The organism is Paraburkholderia sp. (assembly GCF_035501035.1).
Classification (GTDB): Bacteria; Pseudomonadota; Gammaproteobacteria; order Burkholderiales; family Burkholderiaceae; genus Paraburkholderia.
Map to the genome: position 1 here is coordinate 1 of NZ_DATJWR010000328.1, position 22,391 is coordinate 22,391.

Annotated in this window: 25 protein-coding genes and 1 pseudogene; 16 read left to right on the top strand and 10 right to left on the bottom strand. The window is 65.6% G+C overall.

The window, feature by feature from the left end; genetic code table 11:
* From VMJ11_RS24395 to VMJ11_RS24410, 4 genes and pseudogenes are all read left to right on the top strand, one after another.
* Window positions 1-196, top strand: a pseudogene (locus VMJ11_RS24395) (cytochrome bd-I ubiquinol oxidase subunit CydA); the annotation flags it as partial.
* Between the two features lie 265 nt (window positions 197-461).
* Window positions 462-1,424, top strand: coding sequence for a MerR family transcriptional regulator (locus VMJ11_RS24400; protein WP_325622588.1), 963 nt, complete (start codon window positions 462-464; stop codon window positions 1,422-1,424).
* 47 nt (window positions 1,425-1,471) lie between these two features.
* Window positions 1,472-2,203, top strand: a complete 732-nt coding sequence (folE, locus tag VMJ11_RS24405; RefSeq protein ID WP_325622590.1) for a GTP cyclohydrolase I — start codon at window positions 1,472-1,474, stop codon at window positions 2,201-2,203.
* 111 nt (window positions 2,204-2,314) lie between these two features.
* Window positions 2,315-3,058 (top strand): sigma-70 family RNA polymerase sigma factor, encoded by a 744-nt coding sequence (locus VMJ11_RS24410; protein WP_325622592.1) that lies wholly within the window; start codon window positions 2,315-2,317, stop codon window positions 3,056-3,058.
* Window positions 3,059-3,078: 20 nt separating this feature from the next.
* Here the strand turns inward: VMJ11_RS24410 and VMJ11_RS24415 are convergent, their stop codons facing one another.
* Window positions 3,079-3,642: a lipocalin family protein gene (locus VMJ11_RS24415; RefSeq protein WP_325622594.1), complete on the bottom strand. Its 564-nt coding sequence runs from the start codon at window positions 3,640-3,642 to the stop codon at window positions 3,079-3,081.
* Window positions 3,643-3,710: 68 nt separating this feature from the next.
* Window positions 3,711-4,712, bottom strand: coding sequence for an NAD(P)/FAD-dependent oxidoreductase (locus VMJ11_RS24420; protein ID WP_325622596.1), 1,002 nt, complete (start codon window positions 4,710-4,712; stop codon window positions 3,711-3,713).
* Between the two features lie 284 nt (window positions 4,713-4,996).
* Between VMJ11_RS24420 and VMJ11_RS24425 the strand changes: the two genes are divergently transcribed.
* A complete protein-coding gene (locus tag VMJ11_RS24425; RefSeq protein ID WP_325622598.1) occupies window positions 4,997-6,466 on the top strand; it encodes an FAD-binding domain-containing protein in 1,470 nt (489 codons plus the stop codon).
* Window positions 6,463-6,627: a DUF2256 domain-containing protein gene (locus VMJ11_RS34540; protein ID WP_414694462.1), complete on the top strand. Its 165-nt coding sequence runs from the start codon at window positions 6,463-6,465 to the stop codon at window positions 6,625-6,627. Before VMJ11_RS24425 ends, VMJ11_RS34540 begins: the two co-directional genes overlap by 4 nt.
* A 28-nt stretch (window positions 6,628-6,655) precedes the next feature.
* On the opposite strand, the gene VMJ11_RS34545 is transcribed toward VMJ11_RS34540, so the two are convergent.
* Window positions 6,656-6,832, bottom strand: coding sequence for a hypothetical protein (locus VMJ11_RS34545; protein WP_414694463.1), 177 nt, complete (start codon window positions 6,830-6,832; stop codon window positions 6,656-6,658).
* A gap of 219 nt (window positions 6,833-7,051) precedes the next feature.
* Between VMJ11_RS34545 and VMJ11_RS24440 the strand changes: the two genes are divergently transcribed.
* The 10 genes from VMJ11_RS24440 (at window position 7,052) to VMJ11_RS24485 (ending at window position 14,973) form a co-directional block, all read left to right on the top strand.
* Window positions 7,052-7,618 carry a sigma-70 family RNA polymerase sigma factor gene (locus VMJ11_RS24440; protein WP_325622600.1) on the top strand — a complete coding sequence of 189 codons (567 nt, stop codon included), beginning with the start codon at window positions 7,052-7,054 and terminating at the stop codon, window positions 7,616-7,618.
* Window positions 7,615-8,346: an anti-sigma factor gene (locus VMJ11_RS24445; RefSeq protein WP_325622601.1), complete on the top strand. Its 732-nt coding sequence runs from the start codon at window positions 7,615-7,617 to the stop codon at window positions 8,344-8,346. The genes VMJ11_RS24440 and VMJ11_RS24445 overlap by 4 nt, the downstream gene beginning before the upstream one ends.
* A 152-nt stretch (window positions 8,347-8,498) precedes the next feature.
* On the top strand, window positions 8,499-9,293 hold the full coding sequence (locus VMJ11_RS24450; RefSeq protein WP_325622603.1) for a DUF1295 domain-containing protein: 795 nt from the start codon (window positions 8,499-8,501) through the stop codon (window positions 9,291-9,293).
* Between the two features lie 40 nt (window positions 9,294-9,333).
* On the top strand, window positions 9,334-10,434 hold the full coding sequence (locus VMJ11_RS24455) for a cyclopropane-fatty-acyl-phospholipid synthase family protein (protein ID WP_325622605.1): 1,101 nt from the start codon (window positions 9,334-9,336) through the stop codon (window positions 10,432-10,434).
* Window positions 10,431-11,060, top strand: coding sequence for a lipocalin family protein (locus VMJ11_RS24460; protein ID WP_325622607.1), 630 nt, complete (start codon window positions 10,431-10,433; stop codon window positions 11,058-11,060). Before VMJ11_RS24455 ends, VMJ11_RS24460 begins: the two co-directional genes overlap by 4 nt.
* 81 nt (window positions 11,061-11,141) lie before the next feature.
* Window positions 11,142-12,437 carry an NAD(P)/FAD-dependent oxidoreductase gene (locus VMJ11_RS24465; protein WP_325622609.1) on the top strand — a complete coding sequence of 432 codons (1,296 nt, stop codon included), beginning with the start codon at window positions 11,142-11,144 and terminating at the stop codon, window positions 12,435-12,437.
* 53 nt (window positions 12,438-12,490) lie between these two features.
* Entirely contained in the window at window positions 12,491-13,267 is a 777-nt protein-coding gene (locus tag VMJ11_RS24470; RefSeq protein WP_325622611.1) for a DUF1365 domain-containing protein, read from the top strand.
* Window positions 13,264-14,475, top strand: a complete 1,212-nt coding sequence (locus VMJ11_RS24475) for a cyclopropane-fatty-acyl-phospholipid synthase family protein (protein ID WP_325622613.1) — start codon at window positions 13,264-13,266, stop codon at window positions 14,473-14,475. The genes VMJ11_RS24470 and VMJ11_RS24475 overlap by 4 nt, the downstream gene beginning before the upstream one ends.
* 1 nt (window position 14,476) lies before the next feature.
* Window positions 14,477-14,620 (top strand): hypothetical protein, encoded by a 144-nt coding sequence (locus VMJ11_RS24480; RefSeq protein ID WP_325622614.1) that lies wholly within the window; start codon window positions 14,477-14,479, stop codon window positions 14,618-14,620.
* A gap of 56 nt (window positions 14,621-14,676) precedes the next feature.
* Window positions 14,677-14,973: a YciI family protein gene (locus VMJ11_RS24485; protein WP_325622616.1), complete on the top strand. Its 297-nt coding sequence runs from the start codon at window positions 14,677-14,679 to the stop codon at window positions 14,971-14,973.
* A 31-nt stretch (window positions 14,974-15,004) separates the two neighbouring features.
* On the opposite strand, the gene VMJ11_RS24490 is transcribed toward VMJ11_RS24485, so the two are convergent.
* From VMJ11_RS24490 to VMJ11_RS24520, 7 genes are all read right to left on the bottom strand, one after another.
* Window positions 15,005-15,808 (bottom strand): FRG domain-containing protein, encoded by an 804-nt coding sequence (locus tag VMJ11_RS24490; RefSeq protein WP_325622618.1) that lies wholly within the window; start codon window positions 15,806-15,808, stop codon window positions 15,005-15,007.
* Window positions 15,809-15,934: 126 nt separating this feature from the next.
* Window positions 15,935-16,438 (bottom strand): pyridoxamine 5'-phosphate oxidase family protein, encoded by a 504-nt coding sequence (locus VMJ11_RS24495; protein WP_325622620.1) that lies wholly within the window; start codon window positions 16,436-16,438, stop codon window positions 15,935-15,937.
* Window positions 16,439-16,521: 83 nt separating this feature from the next.
* Window positions 16,522-17,373 (bottom strand): carbohydrate ABC transporter permease, encoded by an 852-nt coding sequence (locus VMJ11_RS24500; protein WP_325622622.1) that lies wholly within the window; start codon window positions 17,371-17,373, stop codon window positions 16,522-16,524.
* A 21-nt stretch (window positions 17,374-17,394) separates the two neighbouring features.
* A complete protein-coding gene (locus tag VMJ11_RS24505) occupies window positions 17,395-18,303 on the bottom strand; it encodes a sugar ABC transporter permease (protein WP_325622629.1) in 909 nt (302 codons plus the stop codon).
* Between the two features lie 214 nt (window positions 18,304-18,517).
* Window positions 18,518-19,768, bottom strand: coding sequence for an ABC transporter substrate-binding protein (locus tag VMJ11_RS24510; RefSeq protein ID WP_325622624.1), 1,251 nt, complete (start codon window positions 19,766-19,768; stop codon window positions 18,518-18,520).
* Window positions 19,769-19,861: 93 nt separating this feature from the next.
* On the bottom strand, window positions 19,862-21,886 hold the full coding sequence (locus VMJ11_RS24515; RefSeq protein WP_325622625.1) for a beta-galactosidase: 2,025 nt from the start codon (window positions 21,884-21,886) through the stop codon (window positions 19,862-19,864).
* A gap of 34 nt (window positions 21,887-21,920) precedes the next feature.
* Window positions 21,921-22,391 (bottom strand): TOBE domain-containing protein (locus VMJ11_RS24520; protein WP_325622626.1); only part of this gene is annotated, 471 nt, incomplete at its 5' end.

Genomic DNA, 22,391 nt, shown 5'->3' on the forward strand with positions numbered 1-22,391 from the left:
TTCCGCTTCGAGCCTCGCGCCCAGCGACGTCATCGTGAGCATCGCGGGCTTCGTGGTCTTCTACACGCTGCTCTTCATCATCGAGATCGCGCTGATGTTCAAGTACGCGCGCCTCGGTCCTTCGTCGCTGCATACCGGACGCTACTTCCACGAGCAGGACCTGAACGCGCAACCCAGCGATCATCTTGTCACATGAGTGCCGAAGGCGACGGATATGCGGACCGGACTATGTCTGGAAGAGTCCGGAGGGCCCTCCGCCGCCACTGGGCTTCCTCGGACTTGCGGGGCACGCGCTAGCATCGGGAAAGTGGGCGAACACACGCCAGCAATGCACATCTGGTACAGAGCCGGATTTCATATCCCGGAATTTTATGAGTTAAAATATCTTGCCACATTTGGCATTGCGAGTTAGTCTAAGAACTCATATTGAGTGCATATTTGAGCCGAGGAGCGTATCTGCCGTGAGTAAACAGGACGCGACGAGTCGACAGTATCGCAGCGGTGAGGCAGCCAAGCTTGCACGCATGCCGGCTGCGACCCTGCGAATCTGGGAGCAACGCTACGGTGTGATTTCCCCGCGGACCAGTGCATCCGGCCAGCGACTTTACTCCGACGAGGATGTGCATCGCCTGCGGCTCCTGAAGGCTCTGGTCGGCCGCGGACATGCGATCGGATCCATCGCGCGCCTCGAGGGAGCCGCGCTCGAAGCGTTGCTCACGAGCACTGCGAGAGACAAGGGTGCAGCGGCACTTGAACCCGAAGCCGTCGCCTCGATCGTCACGGTCGGCTTGGGCGATGTGGGTCCCAACGACCATGTGACGGATCGATTCGACTCGCTGGACGCCCTGTTACAGTGCGGCGCGCCCCCCTCCGCGCAGGGGTTGATCGTCCGCGTGGCGTCGCTTCACGCCGAAACGGTCGAACAGATTGCCGAAGCGGCCGCGCGTATCGGCGCCGGCTCAGTCATGGTGGTGTTCCCTTTCGGGACACGGCAGGCGATGGAGCTGGCCACACTCCAGGGCATGACGCTGAAAAAACGCCCGGACGCCCTGCTGCACGCCGGCGAACTGGTCGCCGAGTTCTCGGCCTCGCTGCAGCGGCGCACCCCGGATGGCGCCCTCCGTCGGGGCCTCTGGCTGCGTTCGCAGCGGCGTTTTGACGACGCCACGCTCGCGCGACTCGTGCGCCTGTCCACCACGATTGCCTGTGAGTGCCCCAAGCACCTCGCGGAACTGGTGATGCAACTGTCGGCCTTCGAGCGCTACAGCGACGACTGCCTGTCCCGTTCGCCCGACGACGCGCTCCTTCACCGGCACCTGGGCGACACCGCCAATCGGGCGGTCCGGATGTTCGAGGACGCACTTGTGGAAGTCGCGAGACAGGAAGGCTGGGACGTGATGGAGCCGCCCGCGCTGACCTCCTGAGTACTCAATCGCTTTCCTGTTCAAACATCACCCGACCGGGAGACACCATGGGCGCCGTAATCGACTCTCAGGCCGTCATGGACAGCGGTGCCGTCGAAGGCGCGCCACTGTCACAGATCATCCGCCAACGTCTGCGCCGCGCGGGACATCGCTTCCACGCGAACGACAACATCGCTGCGCATCTGCGGGACGGCGAGCTGGATGCCTTGCAGCGCGAGGTCGCCGGCCATATCGAGAACGCGCTGCGCGCGCTGGTGATCGACGTCGACACCGATCACAACACGCGCGACACGGCAAGACGTGTCGCGAAGATGTTCGTGCGGGAAGTGTTCTCGGGCCGCTACGAGGCGGCTCCCCCGCTCACTGAATTTCCCAACGTCGGCCAGTTGAACGAACTCATGGTTGTCGGGCCGCTGCGCGTGCGCAGCGCCTGCTCGCACCACCTTTGCCCGATCATGGGTCACGCCTGGATAGGCGTGCTGCCCAACGCGCATTCGAATCTTCCGGGGCTGTCCAAGTACTCGCGCCTCCTGAACTGGGTGATGGCGCGGCCGCAGATTCAGGAGGAGGCCGTCAAACAGATCGCCGACCTGCTCGAGCGCCGGATCGCGCCAGACGGCCTCGCGGTCGTGATCGAGGCAGATCACTTCTGCATGCACTGGCGCGGGACGAAAGACGATGGAGCGAAGATGACCAACAGCGTCATGCGGGGGCGCTTCCTCGAAGACGCCGCATTGCGCCGCGAGTTCCTGTCCCTGCTGGTAGCCAAAGGCCCCTGACGACTGGCAGCGGCAACTTATGCGCGGGCCGCCGGCTATTCGACGACGGCACGCGAGAGACGATAGCGTCGTGAACGTGCGCTGACTCCGGCACCTTGTCCGTTGAGACAAATGATGGGCGACTTCTCCGCTTTCCACACGCTGGTTCCCCACGCGGAGCGCGAACCCGCGCCCGAATCCATGTGCTCATGCGGCGAGGACCCCGTGCAAACCGAGTCAGGGACGGCTTCGTCTGGCGATTCAGGCGACGGTGCTGCGCGCCGACCGGCTCCAGCGCGTTCGCAGTGCGCGGCGCGTCCTGCCGGCGTCCCATCCGCCGGCACATCTGACCTGGAGTCGCTGCTGGCCGCGACCGCGGGCGGAGACCGCGCAGCATTTGAAGATCTCTACCGGCTGACCTCTCGCCGTCTGTTCGCAGTACTCATCAGGATGGCGCCTGACCGCGCGGAAGCCGAGGAACTACTTCAGGACACCTACACGACCGCATGGCACCGAGCCGCATCGTTCGATTGCTCGCGAGGCAGCGCCTTGACGTGGCTGATCACGCTCGCGCGCAATCGTGCCATCGACAAGTTGCGCCGGCCGCGCGAACACCCGCTCGACGAGACGCTCATGGCCACCCTCCGCGATTGCGCCCCGGCGCCAGATGCGATTGCCGAAGCGCACGAAAGCTGCTCCACGCTCGAGGCCGCCATGCGACGGCTTTCCCCTCAACAACATCGCGCCATAAGGTCAGCTTTTTTCGGCGGCTTGAGCTACTCCGAACTCGCCGACACGCTTGGGGTGCCCCAAGGTACCGTGAAAAGCTGGATCCGGCGCGGTCTCGCGCAACTGAGGATTTATCTGGATACCTGATGGTTTCGCACTGAGCAGCTTCATTGCACCGTGCGCCGGAGCAGCGAGGTCTCGTAGCCGAGCGAACCAGCCCGCTCGTAGAGCATGTCGGCCAGCGCCGCGGAAGGTCGGGCATCGCGTGTCAGTATCCAGAGAAAGCGCCCGGACGGTTCACCGACGATGGACCACGAATAGTCGTCGGCGTGATCGAGCACCCAGTAGTCGCCGATGAAAAACGGTCCCCAGAATGAAACTTTCAGCTTCGCACCGCCGCTGTGCGCAACGACTTTCGCCCGCCCTTCCGACTCGCGTGCCGGGCCATCGAGCCCCCCTTGCCGGCACGTGTTGCGCACCCCGATATAGCCGTCGTCGCGCTGCCGGTACTCCGCTGTGACGCCTTCGCAGCCACGCTCGAAACGGTTGTCGTAGCGCGCCAGTTCGTACCAGCGCCCCAGATACCGCTCGAGTTCGACCTCTTTTGCCGGCGCGGGCACTTGCGCATTGCCCCGCGGTCCGCCAGCGAACGCAGTGCATCCGGCCAATGCCGCACCTGCCGCGAGCAGGATGGCCCAAGTACCGTACGAACGAAAGATTGGGATTTTCATGGTTGCTTCCAGTTTCGGGTTTTGATCTGTCCATGGTGCTGTGGGCTGATCGCGCCGCCCCCCACCGGCTAACCGGGACGGTGCGCAAGACTCTGCAACACAGCAGCGCCGAGTCCCCGCCCGCTCAGCCAGGCGCCTTCCACGCGCCCCGAGCCGAGCCAGTCGCCGCACAGGCCAAGCTGCTCGGACTCGCGCCATACATAGCCGCGCAACGGCGAGCCTGGTTCGACCACCGCCTCGGCATCCCGCCAGAGGTACGCCGTCCATGCATCGGGCAGCCCCGCGCCGAACGCCGCGAACGCCGCTATCAAGGCCTCCGCAACTCTTTCAGGCTGCGCACTCAGGTGTCGCACGCTCCAATCGGCGCTCGCGTGCAGAACCCACACAGTCCGCCCCCCGCGCCCAGGCTTCGCCCCGTCGTTCGCCATCCATCGCAGGGGCCCGCCGTTCACGAACGCCGCGTCGAAGGGCAAAGCCGGCGGCGTCGCATAGTGCAGCATCACCGCCCAGCAAGGGCGCATGCGTGCCCGATCGGCCACGACCGAGAGCGCAGGCGACGCCATATGCAGCAAGTTGCAGGCCTCGGTCGGCGGTACCGCCAGCACCACGGCATCGAAGACCTCGGGCAACCGGCCGCTTTCTCGCGTCGTCAGCTCCCATGTACCGCGAACGCCGTCGAGCGCGATGACGCCCTGCCGGGTCATGACACGCAGACGCGCGGCGATCATCAAGAGCGGCGTGTCCATGCACGGCGTGCCGACGAACCGTTCGACGTTGCTGAGACCTTGCGCCACACCGGCTGCGTCAAACGACACGAAACGGCCTGTCCACGGGCTAGCCAGGCCTGCTCTGCACCAACTTTGCACCGCCTGGTGGAAACCCGCCTCTCGCGCGGTGAAGAACTGGGCGCCGTGATCGCACTGCCACACATCGCCGTGCCACGCGCCCATGCGCCCACCCACGAAACCGTTGCGCTCGAGGATCACGACTTCAAGCCCGGCTTGCGCAAGGAAGCTGGCGCACGACAAGCCGGCCATTCCGGCACCGACTACGGCAACACGGGGAGTCATGCCTGCTCCTGCCCGTGCAGCATGGAACACCACAGACAACCAGCGCTGACCACTGCCACCGCACGCACAATAAGACTCATGTCGAGTTTGTATAACGCCTCATGTGTCATATACTACTCCCAAAGTGTGCCTCAAATCGACAACTCAAGGCGAAATTAGTGAGCGTTTCGGACTCACTATGAGCGGAGATCAGTCATGGGCCTTTATGCCATCTCACCCCGGCGGCCGCAGGGGCCGGGTACGAACGGAGACCGCCACGACGACGATCAAGCGTCGGTTCTGCCATGTCTCGCGCGCTGATCTGGTTCAAGCGCGATCTGCGCATTCATGACCACGCGGCACTGGCCGCTGCCGCCGCCTGCGACGACGGCTTCGCGCTCGTGGTCATCGAGCCGGAATGGCTCGCCAGCCCGGAATGCGATGCCCAGCACGTTGCCTTTCTGGGAGCGTGCGTCCACTCACTACGACAGGCGTTAGGTGCGGTGGGACTCCCGCTGCTTGTCCGGATGGGCTCCATGCCCGACGTACTGGAGGCGCTGCATCGGGAGACCGCATTTACGCACCTGTTCAGTCACGAAGAGACGGGGCCGCTCTGGAGCTATGCACGCGATTGCCGCGTCGCCGGGTGGTGCAGTGAGCGAGGCGTCGCCTGGCAGGAGGACACGCAAACCGGGGTCGTGCGCGGCCTGCGATCGCGTGACGGCTGGGCGCGGCGCTGGGAAGCGCGCATGAGCAAGCCACCCGTGAGGCTATCGGTGCCGCGTGCCGTCGGCGGCCTGACGTACGGTGTCTTCCCGTCGCTGCACGAACTGGGGCTGCGCGCATCGCGACCGCTCCCGGCCGCCGGCGAGGAAGCAGCGAGGGTGATACTCGACGATTTCCTGAACCGACGAGGCCGATGTTATCGCGCCGAACTATCGAGCCCACTTACCGCGGAAAGGGCGTGCTCGCGGCTCTCCGCACATCTGGCATTCGGGACGATTTCGATGCGTCAGGTGCATGAGGCGACTCAATCTCGCATCGCAAGGCTTCTGGCCGATCGCGACCCCACGGCCAAACGCTTCGCGTGGCACCTGCGTGGGTTTTCGGGCAGGCTGCGCTGGCATTGCCATTTCATCCAGAAGCTCGAGGATGAGCCTGAAACGGAACACCGCAATCTCGCAGGGGCCGCAGATGGCCTGCGCGAGCATGAATTCAATCGGCGTTTCTTTGATGCGTGGTGCGAAGGCCGCACCGGCTATCCCATGGTGGATGCGTGCATGCGTCAGCTGCTGGCCACCGGCTGGCTGAACTTCAGGATGCGCGCGATGCTCGTGAGTTTCGCCGCGTATCACCTGTGGCTGCACTGGCGCGAGCCCGGGCTGCATCTGGCGCGGCAGTTCCTCGACTTCGAGCCCGGCATCCACTGGAGCCAGATGCAAATGCAGTCGGGCACGACCGGCATCAACACGCTGCGCATCTATTCGCCCGCCCGCCAGGCTGCCGACCTGGACCCATGCGGCACCTACGTCCGTCGCTGGGTGCCGGAATACGGTACCGCGGACTATCCCCCGCCCATCGTCGACGAGCGCTCCGCCCTCGCGACAGCGAAAGCCCGCCTGTATACGATGCGCGGCACAGAGGCCGCCCGCGAGGAAGCCGACGCCATCCAGCGGCGGCATGGCTCGCGCCGCAGCGGTCTCGCGCATGACGGCGCCCGTCGAAGGCGCACCCGGCGGTCATCCTCTCCCCTGCAAAAGGAGCTGTTCGAATGAGCGAGTCAAACGGCTTCAAGGGCAACAAGGCCGGTCTTGCTTGCAAGACATGCGCCGTCTGCGGCCGGCCGATGACGTGGCGCCGGGCTTGGGCGCGGCACTGGGCCGAGGTGCGCTACTGTTCGCACGCCTGCCGCCGCCGGTCGCGGGTACGGGCATGACGCGCCGCCGCGCACTCGTGCTGGGCGATTAGCTTGATCTCGACGCCAGTGCGTTCAACGGCTTCGACCCGGCCCGCAACACCATCTGGATAACCGAGGTGGTGGCCGAAGAGTCCACGCGCGTCTGGTCGAGCAAACCGAGCTCTTCCTCGCAGCGATGCGCCACTTCGCGCATGCGCTCGCTACCGCCAGCAGGACCGTTCACTCCACATTGCGACGTGCAGCGGCCCACCTGCATCCGTACCGTGGTTTCTTGCGTACCTAAGGTGAACGCATCGTTCGCGAGGGGAGCCACCCGTCATGACGGCTGTTGCCGGGCTTGGTGCCCCAGCGCGTCGACGCTTTACTGCCATGCTATATTCCGGGTCACTTCTATGCGCGAGGCGCAAGCCGTCCGACTCCGAGCATGCAGGATACGTCCGAAATGAGCGCGAGCCCCGATGCCGATGAGGCCCGCCGTGCCCATCTCAACCGCATATTGCGCCGCGTCGCCGAAGGAGACGAGCAGGCTTTTTCGGACTTCTACAAGCTCACCTCCTCACGTGTTTTCGCGATCGTCGTCCGGATGACCCACGATCGAAGCGAGGCCGAAGATGTGCTCCAGAACGTCTACACGAACGCCTGGCGCCGAGCGGACACCTTCCACCCGGAGCGCGGCAGCGCCATGACCTGGCTCGTCACACTGGCACGCAACGCCACGATCGATCGCATGCGTCAGCGTCGTGAATCGCCGCTTGACGAGGAGCAGACGGCCGAAATCGAGGACGAAGCGCCAACGCCCGAGGACGTCGCCCAATTCAGCGAGGAGCGGCGCAGGCTTGAACAGTGCCTTGAGGCACTGGATCCGAAGCAGGGCAGCGCGGTGCGCGAGGCCTTCTTTAGCGGTGCGACCTATGCCGAACTGGCGCAGCGTCTGCGCGTGCCGCTCGGCACCATGAAGAGCTGGATCCGACGCAGCCTGATGCAACTGAAGCTGTGTCTCGAACGATGAATACGCCCGCCCTCTCCGACGACGACCTGCGCTGCGCCGAATATGCGCTCGGCGTGCTCGACAGCGACTCGCGCCGTGCGCTCGAGCGCGAGGTGCTGCACAACGCGGCGCTACGCGCGACGCTCGACACCTGGCTTGCACGTTTCGCGCCGCTCGCGGAGGATCTGCCCGGCATCGAACCGCCGGCCCGTGTCTGGACGCGTGTCCAGCGCGACCTGGGCTTCCTGCCCGTGCCCACCAAGACGCCCGCGCGCGGCGGGTGGTGGAACGACGTCGGCCTGTGGCGCTGGTTCGGCATCGGGGCGAGCGCCGCCGCACTCGTGCTGCTCGCCGTCAACCTAGTCACGCTGCGCGAGACGCAGCGGACCGCCACCGTGGTGGCGCAGGACGGCTACATGGTGGCGACGATCGCACGCAGCGACGGCGTCGCGCACTGGACTGCGACGGTCGACGTACGGCGAGCCCGCATGGTGGTCGTACCCGCCGTCCATCCGCAGGTGGCCGCAGGCCACTCCACCGAACTCTGGCTGATACCGCCTGGCGCGAAGCCGGTGGCGCTTGGCATCGTTCCGACCGACGCGCCGGCGTCCATGCCGTTATCGCCGCGTATCCTCGCGCAGATGAGCACGCGCGCCATACTGGCCGTTTCCGTCGAACCGCAAGGCGGATCGCCAACCGGACAACCCACTGGACCTGTGATCGCGACTGGCATGATGCATATCGCTTGAGCGGCGCACGTCGCGTAGTCTGCCCCTCTCTCGGGCCGCCGTCGGCGGCCCATATCTTTGCGCGCCCGACTTGCCACTTCCGTTGTCGATGCATCCACCACGCCATTCGGTCCGTATAAGCGAATGGAATCGACAACCGGAGCGCTCTCAGGATGTTCCCGATCGCCATCATCGCCGCGGCCGCAGCTGGACTGGCGCTGGCGTTTTCCGTCGCCTGGCTTTGGCAAATGCGTACGAACAATGCCGGCATGATCGACCCCGTCTGGGCAGGTGCCCTGGGCGCTGTCGCTGTGCTCGCCGGCGTTGCCAGCGATGGTGCGCCATTGAACCGGGTGCTCGTCGCCGCGGGTGGTGGCGCTTGGGGCATGCGGCTCGCCATCCATCTGTGGCGCCGCAATCATGGCAAACCCGAAGATGCGCGCTATCGCCAGTTCCGCGACCAATGGGCCGCCGCTGCGCCGCGCAACTTCTTCTGGTTCTTCCAGTTGCAGGCGCTGGTCGCCCTTCTGCTCGCCGTGGCCTTCTTCGTGCCTGCCGCAAGCCCTCAGTCCGTGCCGCTCGCAAACGTCGCTGGCGCGATTGCCGTCTGGCTGATCGCCCTATCCGGCGAGACTCTCGCCGACCGGCAACTTGCCCGCTTCACCGCCGACGAGCGGCACCGCAACCAGGTCTGCCGCACCGGCCTTTGGCGCTACTCGCGCCATCCGAACTATTTTTTCGAGTGCGTGCACTGGCTCGCTTACACGGTGTTGTCGATCCGGCTGCCGTGGGGTTGGCTGACCATCGCGCCGCCGCTGCTCATGGCCTGGCTTTTGATGAAGGTGTCTGGCGTCCCGCTGCTCGAAGCCCATCTCGCCAGAACGCGCGCCGGGTACGACGACTACATCCGGACGACCAGCGCCCTGATTCCCTGGCCACCCGCACGCAATCGCCATACGCAGCCCTGATGCCCCGGAAGGCGTTTGAGCCACACTGAGGAGCCGCCCAATGAGTACGACCCTGAGCACGCCGAGCGCCCGCGAGGCCATCAACGATCACTGGCTCATCCGTTGCTGCGAGCGCGGCTGGCTGCCCGATACGTTGATCCGCGCCGGGATGCGGCGCCTGATTGGTGCGCGCCTGCGCGACGAGGGCGCACACGACAGCAAGCGCTGTGCCGAAGCCCTGCACTGCCTCCTGACCGAACTGCGGGGCAGCCCCATCGCCATCGAGACACCGGCCGCTAACGCTCAGCACTACGAAGTACCAGCCACCTTCTTCGAGGCGCATCTCGGACCACGCATGAAGTACTCGTGCGGATACTATCCGCGCGGCAATGAAACGCTCGCGCAAGCCGAAGAGGCGATGCTGGTCTGTTATGCCGAACGCGCGGGGCTCGCGGATGGGCAGCGCATCCTCGATCTGGGCTGCGGCTGGGGATCGCTCTCGCTGTGGCTCGCACAGCGCCTTCCGCACGCGGACATCGTCGCGCTGTCGAACTCGCATGGGCAGCGCCGTTTCATCGAGGCGCAGGCAACCCGCTACCAGCTCCAGAACCTGCGCGTCGTAACCGGCAATATCGTTGACTTCGAGTTCCCCAGGAGCGACTCCGGATTCGATCGCATCGTCTCGGTCGAGATGTTCGAGCACATGAAAAACTACGGCCTCCTGCTCGCGAAGATCACGCGGTGGTTGCGCGACGACGGACGCCTGTTCGTGCATCTCTTCGCGCATCGCACGCTCGCGTATCAGTTTGCCTCGCGCGATGCCGCCGACTGGATGTCGCGCCACTTCTTCACCGGCGGCACGATGCCTTCCGCCGCGCTGCTGCTCAACTTCCAGGACGATCTTCGTGTTACGCGGCAATGGTGGATCGACGGCAGTCATTACGCCCGCACGGCAGCGCATTGGCTCGAAGCACTCGATACCTCGCGCGAACGTGTACTCGCGATTTTCAACGACGTCTACGGCAAGGACGCCACGCTCTGGCTCCAGCGCTGGCGCATGTTCTACATGGCAGTCGCTGAGCTGTTCGGCTATGCGCGCGGCAGCGAATGGGGCGTCGCGCATTACCTGCTCGAGAAGCGCGATGCGCGGGAGTGCCCATGATGCCCCCGACGATACGTGGCGCCGCCCGGGTCCCGGCCCTCGCGGCAGCGCTTTTCGCGGCTGCCGCGGTCGTGGCCGCGTCGGGGTGCACGAGCGGACCGCCAAACCCGAATCCGCGCGCCGCGCTGCCGCTGCACACCGTGCCGGTGGACCTGCCGCGCTATATGGGCCGCTGGTACGTGATCGCCAACATTCCGTACGTTGCCGAACGCGGTTTCGTAGCGAGCCGCGCCGAATGGACGCTTCGCCCTGACGGCCGCATTGACGACGTTTTCGTTGGCCGCAAAGGCGGTTTCGATCAGCCCGAACGGCGCTACCAGTTCCTCGATTCGGTCAAGCCCGGCAGCGGCGGTGGCGAGTGGAGCGTCCGACTCTTCTGGCCGGTCTACGTGACCCAACTCACGCTGTATGTCGACCCGGACTATCGCTACACGATCCTCGGCTATCCGGGCAAGACGCTCGGCTGGATATTCGCGCGGCAACCGCAGATCAGCGAGGACGAATATCGCGCACTGCTGGCGCGGCTCGACGCGATGGGCTACGACACGTCGCGGTTCCGGCGCGTGCCCCAAGTGCGCAGTCAGGTTGGACAGCCGGGCTTCGCGCAGCTGGACGGCGGCGGCTGACGCACCACTGCATCCGCCCGCGCGCCTCGACCGTATGTACAGGGGCGCAACCCAAGCCCCGCGAAGAGGAGATCGACCACCATGCATCCAGAAGCCGTTCAGGCGCAGCCCCATCAGCGCATCGCCGTCGTCGGCGCCGGCATTGCCGGCCTCGCCAGCGCTTACCTGCTCTCGCGCAGCCACCGGGTCACGCTCTTCGAGGCCGCCGGCTATCTGGGCGGACACACCCATACCGTGGACGTCGAGCTCGATGGCTTGCGCCATCCCGTGGATACCGGCTTCCTTGTCTTCAACGACCGCACCTACCCGAACCTCGTTGCGCTCTTCGACGAACTCGGCGTGCAAGCCAATCGTACCGATATGTCGTTTTCGGTGTCGCTCGATGACGGGCGCCTCGAGTGGGCCGGCACCAACCTCAATACCGTCTTCGCGCAAAGGCGCAACCTGTTCTCTCCCAGCTTCCTCGGCATGCTGCGCGACATCCTGCGTTTCAACGCTTCGGCTCAACGCAATCTGGAAAACGCGCACCGCAATCGCTGCTCGGTGGGCGAACTGCTGCTCGAAGGCGGCTACGGCGCGCCATTCCAGCGCCACTACCTGCTGCCCATGGCGGCCGCCATCTGGTCCAGTGCAGCGAGCGACATCCTGCGCTTTCCCGCCGCCACCTTCCTGCGCTTCTGCCTGAACCACGCCCTGCTGCAGGTGAACGGCCGACCGCCCTGGAAGACGGTGGCCGGCGGCGGGCGCGAATATGTGCGCCGCATTGCCGCGACGCTCGACGATGTACGCACGAACACGCCCGTGCGCGCCGTCCGGCGCGATGCCGCCGGCGTCACGGTCGTCACCGACGACGCCGGGCCCGAGCGCTTCGACGCCATCGTGCTGGCAAGCCACGCGCCGACGAGCCTGCGGCTGCTTGCCGACGCCGACGAAGCGGAACGCGGCGTCCTCAGCGCCGTGCGCTGCCAGCGCAACGTCGCGACGCTGCACACCGACATGCGACTGCTGCCGCGGCGCCGCCGCGTGTGGTCCGCCTGGAACTACCTGGGCGGCCGCGCCCTGCATGCACGCGAGCATCCCGTCTGCGTGAGCTATCTCCTCAACCAGTTGCAGCCGCTGCCGTTCCGCACGCCAGTCATATTGACGCTGAACGCTGTCACTGCCCCCGAGCACGAAATCGGGCGCTACGTCTACGACCATCCCCTGCTGGATCTCGCCTGCATCGACGCCCAACAGCGCCTGCCCGCGTTGCAGGGCCGCCGCCGCACGTGGTACGCGGGCGCGTGGACCGGCTACGGATTTCACGAGGACGGCCTGAAGTCGGCGCTGCGCGTAGCTCGTGCATTCGGCGTGATGCCGGCATGGGCGGTGCTGTGACGCCCCCGAACTCAAGCCGGGGCGACGCGGGGTGCCTGCTCACGGGTCGCGTGATGCATGCCCGTCTGCGCCCGGCCCGGCATCGCTTCGACTATCCCGTGTTCTACGTGAGTTGCGACCTCGCGCGGCTCGCCCGGATCGAACGCTGGTGGTTCGGCATCGACCGCTGGGCACCGCTGGGCCTTGTCACGCGCGACTACGGGCCGCGTGATGGCCGCCCGCTCGAAACGTGGATGCGCGAGCGGCTGGCCGAAGCGGACATCCCCGCCGATGGCCCAATCTGGCTGCAGACCATGCCGCGCCTTTTCGGCTACGCGTTCAACCCCGTGAGCTTCTGGTTCTGCCATGACCGTGCTGGCGCATTGCGCGCGCTCTATGCCGATGTGCGCAACACCTTCGGCGGCCACCATGGCTACCTGCTCAGCGCGCCGGGCCATGTACCCATCGATGACGATACCGTGCTCGTCTGCCGCAAGACTTTCCACGTTTCGCCGTTCTGCGATGTCACGGGCGCTTACGCGTTTCGCGTGCGCCGTGACGGCGAGCGCATTGGCGTTGCGATCGACTACAGCGACGACGACGGACCTCTGCTGCGCACCGCATTGACGCTGCGCGCCCAGCCGTTTAGGGGAGCACTCGCGCTGCGCATGCTCGCGTGCCAGCCGTTCGCCATCGCCGGCGTGATGGCCCGGATCCACTGGCAGGCGCTGCGGCTCTGGCTCAAGCGCGTTCCCTTCCACGGCGCGCATGCACCCTCCGAAGCCGCAGACACCAACGCCGCGCACGCCACCACGCACCCCCCGCTCTCAGACGAAGAGACCTCATCATGAACCGGCTGCGTTCACTCTCCACCCCGGCAGCACTGCCTTTTCACGCGCGACTTTTCCTGAGCGCGCTGCGGCGCATCCGCGTCGGCCATCTCACGCTCGCCACGCCCGAAGGCGCTCAATACGTCTTCGGCGATCCGCATCGCCAGCCCGGCGCCGTGCTGCGCGTGCTCGACTGGCGAGCCTGCCGAGCCATCCTGCGCGCGGGCGACATCGGTTTCGCCGATGCCTACCGCGCACAATGGGTCGATTCCCCCGACCTCACTGCGCTGCTCGAGCTTGCGATCCGCAACGAAGCGGCCGTCGCGCGAACCCTGCATGGTGGCCGGCTGGCGCAACTCTGGTATAACCTGCGCCACCGGCTGCGCGTCAACACCCGCGCCGGCAGCCGGCGAAACATTCACGCCCATTACGACATCGGCAATGCCTTCTATGGCCAGTGGCTCGATGAAACGTGGACCTATTCGAGCGCGTGGTTCGACGGCGAACCGTCGCGCACGCTTGAGGCGGCTCAGCAGGCCAAATATCAGCGCATCGTCGATACGCTCGGCCTGAAGCCCGGCATGCGCGTACTGGAGATCGGCTGCGGCTGGGGTGGTTTCGCGCGCCATGCCGCGCGGCTTGGCATTGCCGTGCACGGCATAACGATTTCGCCGAACCAGCGCGAATTCGCCGTGGAGCGCATCCGCCACGAAGAGCTCGACCGCTATGCACGCATCGAACTGCGCGACTACCGCGACGTGCGCGGGCAATACGACGCGGTCGTGTCGATCGAAATGTTCGAGGCCGTGGGCGAAGGCTGGTGGCCCGCCTGGTTCGGCACGTTGCGTGAGTGCCTGGCGCCCGGCGCACGCGCGCTGGTGCAAACGATCACGATCGACGAAGCCCGCTTCGCCTCCTATCGCGCGACGAGCGACTTCATCCGCGAATTCATTTTTCCGGGCGGCATGTTGCCCAGTCCCCAACGATTCAAGCGCGCCGCCGCGAAGGCGGGACTCGTTGCGCAGCCATCGCTTTCGTTCGGCATTGACTACGCGCATACGCTGAAACTCTGGCGGCACGCGTTCGAATCGCGCCTTGATGCCATCCGCGGGGTGGGCTTCGACGAAACCTTCGTGCGTACCTGGCGCCTTTATCTCGCGTATTGCGAAGCGGGCTTTGCCGAGCGCCGCACCGACGTAATGCAGTTCGTCGTCGCGCGCGAAAGCTGACATGCGAAACCGCGTCATGGTACGTCGATGCCGATTTGCGGCTTCCGCCGAGATGATCGAGCGCGGCGAGATCGTGGATGGCAAGACGATCATGCTACTGCAGCACGCGGCACTCTGCGGCGTGAACCGTGAGCACACAGCGTGAAGCCCACGCGCTCACGCGATAACATACGCGTCTTTACCCGTTCTCACTGAGCGCTCATGTACATCGTTTCCCTGCACTACACCGCTACGCTCGAACGCATCGACGACGCCCTGCCTGCGCATCGCAACTGGCTCGATGCGCAGTTCGAAGGCGGCAACTTCATTGCCGCTGGCCCGAAAATGCCGCGCGACGGCGGCGTGATCCTTGCCTCGCACATGCCGCGCGAGCGGCTCGACGCGTTGCTCGCCACCGACCCCTTCGCGCAGCAAGGGCTCGCCGGCTACGACATCACGGAATTCAAGGCCACGCGGCTCGCGTCCGGCCTCAATCTGCCGCGCCCCGAAACGCCGTGAACGGGGCCGATGCCGGCGCGCCGCCAGCGTATCAACTCTCCGAGCCTGCGCCCGGCGCCATCATCCCCGGCCAGACGATTTCCAGCTCCACCGCAATCGATCGCGCGAGCCCATCGAGGCCCGGAAACAGCGACGCATTGGTGATGTTCATGCGATACAGCCATTTCATCGCATCCATGCGAATGCGTGCGGGCAGCACGATCTTGTGTAGCAGCTCCTCTTCGCTCTCGTAGCCATTGAGGATTGCCTCCAGCGGCTTGTCGATCACACCCGGCACGACGAACGTGCCCGATTGCGCGACGAGCCGGTCGTCCATTTCCGTGGGCTCGCCCGACCAGATGATTTCGTTCGCGTTGCTAAAGAAGTAACGCTCGAAGTTGTCCTGCACGCGCGGGTCGATCACGTCGCGCGTGAGCGAGGGATTCGCCTTGGGCAACGCGCGGCTGTTCCATAGCGCGGGCGTATTGAGGGCGTAGACGGCGGCGTCGCCGGTCGCGCGTTCGAGCGCGAAAAAAGCCGCGACAAACGGGCTCTTCGTAAAATCGAGCAGCCGCGTGGGCGCGCCATGGTGCTGCATGAGCGCGAGACAGCGCAGGTCGTCCTTGAGCAGCTCCGGATGCGCGAGAAAGTTGTGCGCCTTGCGGCGGAACACGCGAATCGCCCGCTCCTCGCGCTGACGCCATTCCAGCCGGTCGCCCATGTAGTCACGCATGTAGCGCGTGAGCGAGCTTTCGAGCCGCCACTGCGCGCTCTGCTGGCCGCGAAAGGCCCAGCCGTCTAGCTGCGTCGTCAGCGCCATGAACTGCTGCCAGTCTGATAGTTCGGTAGTGTGCATCCTCGTTCCGTTGACGTAAGCGTTGGCGTGACGCCGGCGCGCGCCTCGATCACCATGCTGCGCGCGCCACGCTGGACACGCTAGCACGCCGGCGATGACAACATCACGAAGCCGGCAACACGTCCATCATGCGAGCGAGCGCAACATCGCAATCTGCTCGCGCCAGCGCGTCAGCACGCGCTCGGGCTCGTAGAGCCGGAACGTCACGCCGCTCAGCACCTCGGCATATTTCGCGCGATGCTCGGTGACGGATTCGATTTCCACGCGAAACACGCTCAGTTCGAGCGCCGTCTGGCGCTGCGCCACGGCGTGCGCCCGCGCGCGGATTTCCAGCAGCGCGCCATCGTGCACGAGCGAGAGCGTGAGGCGGCCGTCGCGCGCGAGGTTGCGTGTGGTGTTCGATTGCGGCCAGAGCGCGATGAGCAGCGTGGTGGCGTTGACGGCCAGGATCTCGCCTGCGCTCAACTGCGCGGCGTGCGGCCAGCCGTCCTCGCTTACGGTTGAAAGGCGGATCGCGTCGGACTGGCGCGCATCGAGATGGTCGCCGTCAAAATCGCGCACGACCGCCTCGGGCAGTCGCGTGGCCGAGGGCGGCTGCGCCGGCGTTGGGGAGGATTCGCTTTGTTGCATGGGGGCATGATCGCGTGCGTCGTGTCGTTCGAGATTGGACCCTGGCACCGCAGCGAAGTCAAATCACCCCGCTTCGCCCTCGCTCACCCCTTGGTCGCGCCGAACGTCAGCCCCGCCACGAAGTGCTTCTGCATGGCGAAGAACATCATCACCGAAGGCAGGGCCGCGAGGACCGAGCCCGCCGAGACGAGGTTCCACGCGGTCGTCCATTGTCCCTTGAGGGCCGCGACCCCAACGGTGATCGGCGCGGCGTCGTCGCCCTGGGTCAGGCACAGCGCCCAGAAGTAGTCGTTCCAGACGAACGTGAACACGAGAATGGCGAGCGCGGCGAGCGCCGGGCGAATGAGCGGCAGCACGATGCGCACGAACACGGTCCACTCGTTCGCACCCTCGATACGCGCGGCTTCGACGAGCTCGAACGGCAGTTGCTTGATGAAATTGCGCAGGAAGAGCGCGCAAAAGCCGGTCTGAAACGAAAGATGAAAGAGAATCAGGCCGCCCACCGTGTTGTAGAGCCCGAGCCTCAGCGTGAGATCGCGCACCGGGATCATCAGCACCTGGATCGGCACGAAGTTGCCCGCCACGAAGGTCGCGAATAGCGCCGAATTGCCCGGAAAGCGGTAGATCGCGAGCGCGAACCCCGCCAGCGCCGCGAGCGCGATCGCCCCGGCCACGGCCGGCAGCGTGATCTGCACGCTGTTCCAGAAGTAATGGAGCATGGGCGAAGTCGTGAGCGCCTCGCGATAGTTCTCGACCATCGCGAAGTGCCTGGGCCAGCCCCAGTAGTTGCCTTCGCTCAGCTCTTCAGTGGAGCGCACCGAAGTCACCAGCACGGCGATGAGCGGCAGCAGCCAGATCACGAGCGCCACCGGCAGCGAGAGCTTGTATAGGCGGCGCGACGCGGGCTTCCATTTGTCGACCGGAATCGGGAACATGTTCGGCTCCTCCCTGCAGGTTCAATGCTCGCTGCGCAGCAGGCGGCGCAGATGGTAGACGATGTAAAGCAGCATGATCGCGAACAGCACGACCGCAATCGAGGCCGAATAGCCGAGCCGATAGTATTTGATCGCCTGGTCGTACATGTAGTAAGCGAGCACCGTCGAGCTTTCGAACGGGCCGCCGCCCGTCATCACGGAAATGAGGTCGAAGCTGCGCAGCGCGCCGATCACGGTGACCACCACGGCCATGAACGTGACGGGTCGCAGTTGCGGCAGGATCACGTGCCAGAGCATGGTCCAGCCTTTCGCGCCTTCCATGCGCGCGGCCTCGATCTGCTCGCTGTTGAGCGTGGTGAGCCCGGTGAGATAGAGGATCATGCAATACGCGGTTTGCGGCCACAGCGCTGCGAATATGATGCCGGGCGTGGCATAGCGCGGGTCGCCGAGCACGGGAATGCCGTGCCCCAGCATGAGCGCGAGCAGCCCGAAAGTGGGATCGTAGAACCACGAGTAGATGAGGCCGACCACCACGCCCGAAAGCACGAACGGCGCGAAGAACAGCGACTTGACGAGACGGATGCCGGCCACGGCCTGGTTCAGATACAGTGCGATCGCGAGGCCCATGGGTGGCGCGAGCAGGAACAGCAGCAGCCAGATCACGTTGTTCTTGAGCGCCGTGTAGAACGTGGGCGCGTGGAACAGCTCGATATAGTTCGCGAGGCCCACGAAGCTCGCGTCGCTCATGCCGTCCCAGTTGTAGAACGAGAGGCGCAGCGTGGAGAGGATCGGCCAGATCACGTAGACCGCGAACATGATGCACGCGGGCGCGAGAAAGAGGCACGCGGCGCGGCGCTGGCGGCGCGCAGTGGGCGACGAACGACGGCGCGGTTGCGTGCCCCGCCCGCTCGCATGCGGTGCATTCGACATGCCGCCGTCCGTGCCGCTGTGCCCGTCGCCCGACGGCGCGGCGCCGTCCGCACGGTGCGCGACGGAGTGAGTCACTGCCTGTCTCACGGTAAAAACCTCCTGTCGACCAGAGTAAGTGCAAAGCGCTTACCCTGGTCCCACGCAACACGGTTGCGCTTCGAACCACACGGCAGGCGGCAGCACAAGCGCACCGCCCGCCTCCTCTTCGTACTGCTTACTTTTTGTAGATACGCTGACGCGTCTGCTCGAGCTGCGCCAGTATCGAGTCGAGCTTCGTGGGGTCGGCGACGAACTCCTGCATGCCCTTCATGCCTTCGTCGGCCATCTCCTTGGTCATGTCGCGATCATAGAACTGCGCAATGCCGCCCTTGGTGTTCGAGAGGATCTGAAAGCCGATCTTCGAGATCGGGTCTTCCGGCTCCGGCGACTTGCTGTTGGCCGAAAGCGAGCCGAGCCCCTTGGCAAGCTGCGCGCCAACGTCGGGCGTCTCCACGAAGGCGAGGAACGCGTGCGCCGCGGCCTTGTTTTTCGCCTTCGACGGAATATGCAGCGATTCAACTGGTCCGTCCTCGGCGGTCGGCACGTTCGAATCGATGATCGGGAACTGGAAGTAGCCCATCTGCTGCTTCACAGTCGGGCTGAATCCACCCGTGATGAAGGTGCCCATGAGCATCATCGCGGCCTTGCCCTGGAACAGGAACGGCTGCGCCGCATCGAGATCGTAGGAGAGCGAATTGGGGATGAAATCGCCGTCGTCGAGCAGTTGCTTCCACGTGACGTAGACCTTCTTCACGCGCGGGTCGGTGTAAGGCACTTCGCCCGCCATCAGCTTCTGGTGGAACGCGTTGCCGTTCAGGCGCAGGTCGAGATAGTCGAACCAGCCCGCGAGCGTCCACGCGTCGCGGCCGCCCACGGCGATCGGCGTGATGCCCGCGGCCTTGAGCTTCTTGTTCGCTTCGAGGAACTCGTTCCAGGTTTTCGGCTCGCTCTTGATGCCGGCCTTCTCGAACAGGTCCTTGCGGTAGAACATGCCCCACGAGTAATAAACCGTGGGCGCCGCATACTGCTTGCCCTGGAACGACGAAGCCTCCTTCGTCGAAGCGTACATGCTGTCCCAGCCGTTCTTCTTCCAGTCGCCCGAAAGGTCCTCGAAAAGGCCGCGCTTCGCGTAGTAGGCCATACGCTCGCCGTCGTGCCAGTTCACGATGTCGGGCGGCGCGGTCGTGAGCCAGTTCGGCAGTTGCACCTTGTAGGCTTCCTCGTCGACGAACGACACCTTCACGTCCGTGCCCGGGTGCGCTTTCTTGAACTCGTCGACGACCTGCTCCCACACGGCGCGCTGACTCGCGCCCTTGAACGCGATATTCACTTCGAGCGTGTCGGCGCGCGCCGCGCCGGCGAGGGCGCCCGCCACCAGCGTCGCTGCAACGAGCAGGGTGCGTGGTCTAAAGGTCTTGCCGATCATGCGTGTCTCCTTGGTTTTACGTCGTTGTCGGTGCTGCATCGGTAGAAACTGCGCAAAGCGTTCAAGCGTGCTGATGACGTGCACACTCCATGCTCATGCCGAACGGTAGGCCGCCACGCCCTGTGGCCCTATCGTACGCGAACCGATCACGAATGCGTCGTCGGCAACGTCCGCCGCCAGCGTATGCGCGTGGGGTCCGTAGTTGAACACCCAGGTGAGGCCGCCGCGCCGGCTCACGCGCACGGCGTCGCCGAGTGCTTGCGGCGCGAGGCCCGCTTCGCGCGCAACGCGCGCGAACACCGCCTGCGTGGTCGCTTCGTCGAACAGGCTCGCGAGGTAATGGACCACCCCGCTCCTCACCCAGGCAGGATGGCCGTCGCGGAACGTCGCGCGAACCTCCGGCACCGCCCATTCGCTCTCACCCGTGCTCGCGCCTGGCTCGATCAGGTCGCGCCAATGAAACGCGTGGCCTTCATGGGCAACCCCATGCGCGCCCGCGGGCGCACCCTCTTGCGCATCGAAGCGCACCGGTTCGCTCACGTTCGGGCGCAGCGACTCCGCGCGCCACACGCGCAGCGGCAGCAGCGCCGCGAGCGGCCCTGGCGGCAGATTGGCCGGAATCTGCAGATCGACGGTCTTCGAGCCCGTGCGCGGTCCGATCACGACCTGCGCGCCCGAATTCGCGAGGCGCTGCGCGAAGTCGTCCGGCACGACGGGCAACGGCGGCACGACGACGAGCCGGTAACCGTCGAGCGGCGCGTGCACCGAGACGATATCGACGTCGAAGCCCAGCGCGCGCAACGCCGAGTAGTACTCCACAGCAAAACGCGGATAGTGGAAATCGGCGCCCTGCGGGTGAATCTCGAAGAGCCACTTCGCCTCGTAGTCGAACACGAGCGCAACGGGCGTACTCACGTCGAAATCGCGGCCCGCGTTCGCCGCGAGCACGGCCTCGATTTCCTCGGCCACGCATGCGGCCTCCGCGCTGCCGATATCCGGGCGGTTGTCGGGCGTGTTCAGGCCCGCGTGCATCTGTTCCTGCGCGAACGGCGCCTGGCGCCAGCGGAAATACGACACGCAGCCCGCGCCGTGCGCGAACGCCTCCCAGCTCCACAGGCGCACCATGCCGGGCAGCGGGGCCGGGTTCCAGTGCGCCCAGTTCACGGGGCCGGGCTGCTGCTCCATGACCCAGAACGGCAGCTTCGACATGCCGCGATACACGTCATGATTGAACGAGGCGAAATCCGGGTGACCCGTGCGCAGATAGCGCGCCTTCACGTCGGGCGCGAACCACTGCTGGTCGAGTGCGCCGAGCGGATAGCTGTCCCAGGCCGCGACGTCGAGATCGGCGGCGACCTTGTAGTGATCGAACTCCATGAAGAGCTGCATGAAGTTGTGCGCGATGGGCCGGCCCGGCGCATGCGCGCGCAGAACGTCCACCTGCATGCGGTTGTAGCGCTGCAGTTCGTCGGAAGCAAAACGCTGGTAGTCGAGCCGGTGCGAAGGATGCGCTTCGGTCACGGTGCCCACGGGTGCGTCGATCTCGTCGAAGCTGCGGTACTCCATGCTCCAGAACACGGTGCCCCACGCGGTGTTGAGCGCCTCGATGCTGCCGTAGCGCGCCGCGAGCCATTCGCGAAAGCGCCGCACGGCAGCCGGCGAATAGCTGACCACGGTTTGATGGCAGCCGTACTCGTTGTCGGTCTGCCAGTACGCGACGGCGGGATGCTGGCCGTAGCGCGCGGCGACCGCCTCGCAAATGCGCCGCGAGGCCTCGAAATACGCAGGCGACGAAAAATCATAGTGCCGCCGCGAACCGAATCCGCGCACACGGCCATCGGCGCCTACGGGCAGGATGTCGGGATGCTGGTCGATCAGCCACTTGGGCGGCGTGGCCGTGGGCGTGCACATGACCACTTGCAGGCCTGCCGCGCCGAGCGTGTCGATCGCGCGGTCGAGCCAGCCCCAGTCGAATTCGCCGGGCGAGGGTTCGATGCGGCTCCACGCGAACTCGCCGATGCGCACCTGCGCGATGCCGAGCGCCTTCATGCGCGCGGCGTCGTCTTTCCACATGGCCTCCGGCCAGTGTTCCGGGTAGTAACAAACTCCAAGACGCATTCCTGTCCCCTCGTTCGCAGCTCTCATTCTGTTCTCATGCGGTTTGATCGATGGTGGCGAGCGGCGCGACGGCAAAGCCGTCCTCCGCGAAGAGATGGCAGGCGTTCGCGCTCGCACGGAACTGCACGGTGTCGCCGCTTTGCAGGCGCGCGTCACCGGGGGCCTTGGCTACGAGCACGGCGCCGCCCGGCTGATCGAGGTGCACGTAGCTGTGCTCGCCCAGCTCCTCGACCAGCGTGACGGCGCGCGCAATCGTCAAGGTGTCCTGATGATTATTCGATGCCCTCGATGCGGCGTCACCGTCCACGAGTTCGAGATGCTCGGGGCGCACGCCGAAGGTAACCGGGGCACCCACGGCAAGCCTCGCACCCTGCACCGGCAGCCGCACCGTTTCGCCGCTTTGGTCGAGCGTCACGCTCACGCCGTTGGCCTCGACGGCGGCCACGCGCGCCTGCAGGAAGTTCATGCGCGGCGAACCGATGAAGCCCGCCACGAAGCGGCTCGC